Annotated in this window: 12 protein-coding genes and 1 pseudogene; 2 read left to right on the top strand and 11 right to left on the bottom strand. The window is 41.4% G+C overall.

The annotated features are described in order from the left end of the window. From ADA42_RS01875 to ADA42_RS01825, 11 genes and pseudogenes are all read right to left on the bottom strand, one after another. Positions 1-362, bottom strand: a pseudogene (locus ADA42_RS01875) (hypothetical protein); the annotation flags it as partial. Between the two features lie 12 nt (positions 363-374). Continuing rightward, positions 375-773: a DUF559 domain-containing protein gene (locus ADA42_RS01870; RefSeq protein WP_048763311.1), complete on the bottom strand. Its 399-nt coding sequence runs from the start codon at positions 771-773 to the stop codon at positions 375-377. Next, positions 751-1,416, bottom strand: a complete 666-nt coding sequence (locus ADA42_RS01865; RefSeq protein ID WP_048763309.1) for a hypothetical protein — start codon at positions 1,414-1,416, stop codon at positions 751-753. The genes ADA42_RS01870 and ADA42_RS01865 overlap by 23 nt, the downstream gene beginning before the upstream one ends. Further along, positions 1,409-1,669: a hypothetical protein gene (locus ADA42_RS01860; protein WP_048763307.1), complete on the bottom strand. Its 261-nt coding sequence runs from the start codon at positions 1,667-1,669 to the stop codon at positions 1,409-1,411. Before ADA42_RS01860 ends, ADA42_RS01865 begins: the two co-directional genes overlap by 8 nt. Next, on the bottom strand, positions 1,666-2,325 hold the full coding sequence (locus ADA42_RS01855) for a hypothetical protein (RefSeq protein WP_048763306.1): 660 nt from the start codon (positions 2,323-2,325) through the stop codon (positions 1,666-1,668). The genes ADA42_RS01860 and ADA42_RS01855 overlap by 4 nt, the downstream gene beginning before the upstream one ends. Further along, positions 2,318-3,223, bottom strand: a complete 906-nt coding sequence (locus ADA42_RS01850; RefSeq protein WP_048763303.1) for a hypothetical protein — start codon at positions 3,221-3,223, stop codon at positions 2,318-2,320. The genes ADA42_RS01855 and ADA42_RS01850 overlap by 8 nt, the downstream gene beginning before the upstream one ends. After that, the gene (locus ADA42_RS01845; RefSeq protein ID WP_048763302.1) at positions 3,213-3,545 is read right to left on the bottom strand and encodes a hypothetical protein; all 333 of its coding nucleotides are present in this window, start codon (positions 3,543-3,545) and stop codon (positions 3,213-3,215) included. Before ADA42_RS01845 ends, ADA42_RS01850 begins: the two co-directional genes overlap by 11 nt. Next, the gene (locus ADA42_RS01840) at positions 3,542-3,838 is read right to left on the bottom strand and encodes a hypothetical protein (protein ID WP_048763300.1); all 297 of its coding nucleotides are present in this window, start codon (positions 3,836-3,838) and stop codon (positions 3,542-3,544) included. The genes ADA42_RS01845 and ADA42_RS01840 overlap by 4 nt, the downstream gene beginning before the upstream one ends. Beyond that, a complete protein-coding gene (locus ADA42_RS01835; RefSeq protein WP_053086573.1) occupies positions 3,835-4,113 on the bottom strand; it encodes a hypothetical protein in 279 nt (92 codons plus the stop codon). The genes ADA42_RS01840 and ADA42_RS01835 overlap by 4 nt, the downstream gene beginning before the upstream one ends. A gap of 46 nt (positions 4,114-4,159) precedes the next feature. Then, complete coding sequence (locus ADA42_RS01830; RefSeq protein WP_048763298.1) at positions 4,160-4,423, bottom strand: hypothetical protein; 264 nt, start codon at positions 4,421-4,423, stop codon at positions 4,160-4,162. Between the two features lie 10 nt (positions 4,424-4,433). Beyond that, positions 4,434-4,682 (bottom strand): hypothetical protein, encoded by a 249-nt coding sequence (locus ADA42_RS01825; protein WP_048763296.1) that lies wholly within the window; start codon positions 4,680-4,682, stop codon positions 4,434-4,436. 117 nt (positions 4,683-4,799) lie between these two features. Here ADA42_RS01825 and ADA42_RS01820 point away from each other — a divergent pair, with 117 nt between their 5' ends. Beyond that, entirely contained in the window at positions 4,800-5,492 is a 693-nt protein-coding gene (locus ADA42_RS01820) for a LexA family protein (RefSeq protein ID WP_048763294.1), read from the top strand. Between the two features lie 14 nt (positions 5,493-5,506). Beyond that, positions 5,507-5,742: hypothetical protein (locus tag ADA42_RS01815; RefSeq protein ID WP_048763292.1), on the top strand; the 236-nt coding region annotated here is incomplete at its 3' end.

The raw sequence follows: 5,742 nt of genomic DNA, 5'->3' as shown, positions 1-5,742 counted from the left end.
TTAAAATTTTTCTTAATCATTTCCTTATGGATCTTTCCTGCCAATACGTTACGCACACGGAAAAAATCTGCATTATTGATTTCGCCTTTTTTAAATTCGACTTTACCTGGTATATCTTCGATACGCTTCTTACGCTCTACACCGTCAATAATTGTTGTTTCATAAATTTTCTTTGATTCCGTGACCAGTGCGATACGCTCAAAGTCAACTCGATCTATCAGTAATTCAGCCCATTTTTTTGCACCGGCTGGCATCAATGCAATTTCCCCTAAAACGATGTGTTTTGTAATTCTCCCCTTCCCCTCACTTTGAGCTATAGCAAGGCGCAAGAACTCTAAAAAATCAAACTTTTCAATCAACATAATTCGCCTTCCTTATTTACCATTTACCAAAATTTCAATCTGCTTAATCGCCAAACCGCTTTTCACTTGTTGTGTATCGAACCGTAAAACCTTAAAACCCATTACCGCCGCCGCGTTGTACTTTTCCATGTCTGCTATGAAGCCTTTACCTCTTGTATGTCGCCCTCCACTCCAAATCCCACCTTCAACTTCAATTAATATTTTTGAGCCCGTTATCAGAAAATCAGCCCGCCATTTACGATCTGGATGAAACTTGTATTCCTGCTCAAATCCAATTTTTAACGCCCTCAAATCTCTGGCCAGTGTTACTTCGCCTTCACTCTGTACCCTTTGTCCTTTGACTGAACGGCGCTTTTTACCCTTCTTGATTGGAAACTTAGCCCTATACTCAGCGAGACTGATTGAAGTCACGTAATCTCACCTCACGCTGAAGGCTATGTAACTCATGAGAAAGCTCATGATTGCTTTGCTCTAAACGCGTGTAATTTCGCTGCATATATAAGATCTTTTCAGGATCCTGAATGCGGGCCAATGCCAGTGTTAAAAGATTCATTTCGTTTTGAATGTTTCTATCTTCAAACGCCATTGTTATAAAGTTTTCTTCAACTATCTTGTGGTCAAAATGGCTTTTGTTTTTCTTGGACCACTGGCAGTAATATTTGATTTTTGGCGCTGACAACACACCAGCAACCACTTTGCAATTGCCTCTGTCATTAACGTAAATCAAGCCCCATTTTTCTGGAAGCTCCTCAGGTTTGATTAGCCCGGTCGGACATATGTAATAGCGATACTTACCCATACCAATTTCAGGATTGATACGATGTGGTTTAGAACGATCAGCAAGAAAGTCTGATCGGCTTGTTTTAGCTTCAAGTAAAAAGGTTCCAACACCGGCAGCGTGTAACCCATGACGCACACCAAACACATCAGGATTTTCGCCATAGCAAGTTGGTTCAATTACTGTGAAGTGACAACCATGGCCATTAGCCGATTCAGGACGCTTTAGAAATCGAGATCCTATTTCACAAAGTTGGCGATGAGTAAGTTCAGTCATTTATCATTTCACCTTTCACATTCATGATGTCTTTAGCGTATTGAGTTGCTCGATAGTGACTGTCTGAAACACGCTCGAGATATCCGTACTTCGTGTGTTCATTTAGCAAGCTGTAGACCGTAGCTCTATGAAAATCAAAGACAGCTTCTTGAATATCAGCAACGGAAAATGGCTGTGTCGCATAACACGCAAATAGCATTAAGCTGATTTGATCTTCGAAATTAATTTTTTTGCATTTCTTGTGCTCATTCATGCCCCACCTCCCATCATGCTCTTACCTGTCAGATCAATAGACGCCTGATTAAATGCCGCAACTACTGACATGCCTTTGGATTGATACTGCTGTGCAAGGCTCTTCATCGTTGCAAGCTTTTCCTGATCCAAATTCTTGTTATCAGCCTTGTAAGGCATGTGAATTGTTTTGACAGGAATGGCCACTGGTGGCGTATAGATCTCCTGTCTCACACCCTGCAAGTGCGCCCGCGTCAGTCTTTCTTCATACAGGTTGATGAATTGGCTTTTCGCTTCTCGCATACTTCCTTCAACGACGATATGATAGATCTCATCCCAGCATTGCTTGGCCAACACTGTAATTTTGTGATCTGAGTTTTTAGACCATTCGCAAACGTGGTACCAAGCTTCGACTGCGGTCCATGTTCCTGATACACACCAGGATTTAAACTCTTGGATCTGAGGCATGAACTTAGAATGACCTGAAAGCAAGCGTGCAATACCCTTGCTAAATCCCTCTTGGTCAACACCAACCAAAGCCCCACGAATAATGGTTTCAACAAGTTCCATTGGTTTGTCATGAAAGTGCTTTGCAAATTGCTGTGCGTACATCGTTTGCAATGTCAGAATCAATTGTTTTTCAAATGGCATGGTTTCTACCTGGGCAATCTCACGCATGACCTACCCCCTCAATCAGTAACGTCTTTTTTGGTGTGACATCAATCGGTTCATCAAACCAATCATTTGGTTCTTGCGGCTGATTGAAATTGGCCCAGTAGGAAGCATTGCGATCATTCGAGTGATTAGGTGTATTCAGTGGTGCATTGCCACGTTGTTGATCCTTGAGATACCAATCTGCTTTAAAACCCTGATATCCCTTTTTGGCTGACCACTCAACCGCCTTTGCAATCGAAATATTTGCCTTGCTCGCTTGCTCAGTTAAGTTTTCAAGAATCGAGTCTGTAAGCTGTGCACCTTTGCGAGCTACCATCCAGTCGTGTGCATATTTCTCTTCACATCCGAGTTCAACAAGTAAGTTGATGCCCGCTTGTTTTTTAGTAACTCGTTTTACCTTGGGTTGTTGTTGCTCAGATGGCGGATTCTCTGAATCGCCTAATGATGGATAAATAGAGGGATATTGATGGATATGAGGGATAGTGTGAACCTCGCTCACTGGTTTTTGCGCCAAGTTCACTGGTTTGTCGGTGAGGTTCACTGGTAGTGGTGAACCTAGTTCACTGGTGAACCCTGTACACTGGTGAACCTCGCTCACTGGTTTTGTTTCTTTTTTAGGCTGATATTTCACATCAGCTTTAAAGTTTTCAGGCGTGACAATGTACTGATTTTGACGACCATTACCTCCAATCACCTGCACAATCCCGCACTCTTTAAGATATGCAACACATACAGCGATTGTTTTGTTGCTGTATCCTGTTTCTTCCATAAGGCGCGATCTAGGTGCATACCAACTTGTATTACCCTCATCATCGGCAATGTCAGCAATCACCCATAGAAGCATTTTTGGAGTGCTATCGATTGGGAGTCTTCGGATCTCATTTACTATCTTATTGCTCATGCGATTTCACTCCCAACTTGATCAAGCCACGCTTTTCCAACTGCCGAATAATCCGGGGTGGATAATATTCGCCAGCAATCTTGTAGCGTATGCGTGATTTTTCGATAACCTGAATCAATGGAAATCCTTCTTCCATTAAACGGCGTATGGTTATTGCTGCCCCCCCCATTTGAGTTGTTTGCTCAAGCACAGCGAACTTTTCCTGTGCTTCGATGCAAGCGTTCATAACTGAGAGTGGCATAGCAGCGAGTTCTTTGGCTGTGTATATGCGTACTGGTGCCAAAAGTAAGATTTGATTTTCTTGAGGTACGTGCTTAGTCATTTAACACCCGCCTTAGGCTTCACGTAGCCCCCAAAAGATTCAATTAAGCCCGCATTTATCAAGCTACTTACAATTTGACTTGCCAACCATTGAGTAATTCGGAACTGACGAGCCATAACCTCTGATAGCTCAGTCTTGGTGATTGCAGCATTATTCTCGTCGTAGCCTTTAATGCGTAGGTTATGCTGATTGCGTTCAAACAACTGACCAAGAACACGCAAAGCAGGCTCATGAAACGATTGGACTTGCTGGATCTGTTTATAATCAGGCTGGTTCTGAAATCTAGAATTCATGAAACTTCCCCCAATGCTTGCTCTGTTGCAGTTAGACGGCGTTTTGCATTCAGTTCTGCAACCGATGCGTGGCGAATCTCATTTATCGCAAGAAAACAGACAAACCCGGTTTGACTATCAAGGGGTTTGCACTTTAAAAACTCATCATACGAGGCATGTTCAGCTTCTTGGATTTCAAACAAGCACGGATTGATGCCATCACATAGAGACACCACCACATCACCCACTAAAAATTCCCGATTGTCTTCGCTTTGTACTTCTGTTAAATTTATCATGTTCATTTCCTAACTGTTTTGAACGTCTAAAGCCTGATGTAAGAGATCAGGCTTTTTTTATTTCTAAAATTTGTGAATTTGGATTAACCCCAACACGCCCGATCAATCCCAACTCTTCCCTTTTCTTCCTGTTTTTTTCTGCTCTTTCAAGCATTAAGCTAACTTCGTGATACTCACCCATAATCGTTTTTTCTAGAAGGATAGTTGCTTGAACCGCATACTCTTTACCCCGAACATCAGCAATCAATCTCAATCGCTCCATCATGTCGGGAAGCATCTTCAGTCGAAGATCTTCTTTTTCAAGACTCATAAATTTTTCCTTAGGCAGAAAGATGCTGGTTTCTTAAATAATTGAAATCAGCGCCTGGGCATAAAAGATCGCAAGAAACACGCCCTTCACTCGCTTTATCAATACGAATCGCGAGCTCTGCGCTGCACTTCTTGTTGACATAGATAATTTGTTGAAGGTTTCCAAGCGTGGTTAGACACGCTTTAGCGAAATTTTCACGATCTTCAATAGACATGCTCTTCAAGTAGTTTTTAAGTTGCTCGGTGTTTGAAGAAGACATGCTGATCTCCTTTTAGTTAAATATTTAGTAAATACTAATTTTAAATGCTAATTGTGTCAACAGAAGTTTAGCGAATGTGAATTTACTTTTTACTAAAAAATAGTTGAAATACTAATTATGGATATTGTTTCTCTTAGACGCATAAATTTGCGCGCAGCGATTGATGCTGCTATAGCCTCTGGTAAGTTCTCAAGTGATGCGGATTTTGCAAATCACTATGATATTAATCCGAGTCAAATTTCCCAAATGGTAAAAGGCCATGGTAGTTTTGGTGAAAAGGCAGCAAGAAATTTAGAAAAAAAGATTGGTTGGGAGTCCGGTGTATTGGATTTACCACCAAACGCTGAGTATCTAAAAAAACCTCAAAACATGAACTTTGTGCCGCCAGTTGACTTAGCTCACGAAGATAAGCCACGACAAACACCTGTATTGTCTTGGGTGCAGGCTGGTGACTTTAGTTATGTATTATCAAGCGATTTATCTAGCGCAATTGACTGGATACCATATGATTCCAGAGCAGGTAAAAATGGATTTGCGCTAATTGTAAAGGGTGCATCTATGGAACCTGACTTCAAGCCAGATGAATTTATTTACATCAACCCAACATATCAAATAGATGAACTAAATACCGGTGCTTTGGTTGTAATGGCTTGCGATGGAGACAGTGAGGCTACTTTTAAAAAACTTATTTCGGAAGATGGAAATTACTATCTGCAGCCATTGAATCCCAACTGGAAGCCGCAGCTTATCCCTCTTGATCACACATGCCGACTAGTTGGTAAAGTTGTAGGAAAATACACAAGATACTAAAAGAGAACTCTAAAATGATCGCAACACTGAATAAAACCAAAACTGCTTTATCTATCAATAAGCAAGATTTTAAAGCAGCATTAGCCAAGATTGGTGCTGCGATCGATAAACAAATAGTAGGACTTAAGAAAGCCAAACAAAGTTACGACCCGGCAGAAATGGCACGCGAGATCATAGCTGAGGCAAATATTTTTGAAGCAATCATCGAAGGGTTTAACGAGGCTGAAGGTACAAATCTTAAACTTGCTGA

Origin of the sequence: Acinetobacter sp. 243_ASPC (genome assembly GCF_001054715.1) — a bacterium.
Classification (GTDB): domain Bacteria; phylum Pseudomonadota; class Gammaproteobacteria; order Pseudomonadales; family Moraxellaceae; genus Acinetobacter; species Acinetobacter soli.
This window is presented reverse-complemented; position numbering and strand designations above follow the sequence as displayed.

Excerpts from the sequence above, each read along its gene's own strand:
- ADA42_RS01820 (WP_048763294.1), top strand. The coding sequence starts at position 4,800 with ATGGATATTGTTTCTCTTAGACGCATAAATTTGCGCGCAGCGATTGAT.
- ADA42_RS01835 (WP_053086573.1), bottom strand. The coding sequence starts at position 4,113 with ATGATAAATTTAACAGAAGTACAAAGCGAAGACAATCGGGAATTTTTA.
- ADA42_RS01830 (WP_048763298.1), bottom strand. The coding sequence starts at position 4,423 with ATGAGTCTTGAAAAAGAAGATCTTCGACTGAAGATGCTTCCCGACATG.
- ADA42_RS01825 (WP_048763296.1), bottom strand. The coding sequence starts at position 4,682 with ATGTCTTCTTCAAACACCGAGCAACTTAAAAACTACTTGAAGAGCATG.
- ADA42_RS01840 (WP_048763300.1), bottom strand. The coding sequence starts at position 3,838 with ATGAATTCTAGATTTCAGAACCAGCCTGATTATAAACAGATCCAGCAA.
- ADA42_RS01860 (WP_048763307.1), bottom strand. The coding sequence starts at position 1,669 with ATGAATGAGCACAAGAAATGCAAAAAAATTAATTTCGAAGATCAAATC.
- ADA42_RS01850 (WP_048763303.1), bottom strand. The coding sequence starts at position 3,223 with ATGAGCAATAAGATAGTAAATGAGATCCGAAGACTCCCAATCGATAGC.
- ADA42_RS01865 (WP_048763309.1), bottom strand. The coding sequence starts at position 1,416 with ATGACTGAACTTACTCATCGCCAACTTTGTGAAATAGGATCTCGATTT.
- ADA42_RS01855 (WP_048763306.1), bottom strand. The coding sequence starts at position 2,325 with ATGCGTGAGATTGCCCAGGTAGAAACCATGCCATTTGAAAAACAATTG.
- ADA42_RS01845 (WP_048763302.1), bottom strand. The coding sequence starts at position 3,545 with ATGACTAAGCACGTACCTCAAGAAAATCAAATCTTACTTTTGGCACCA.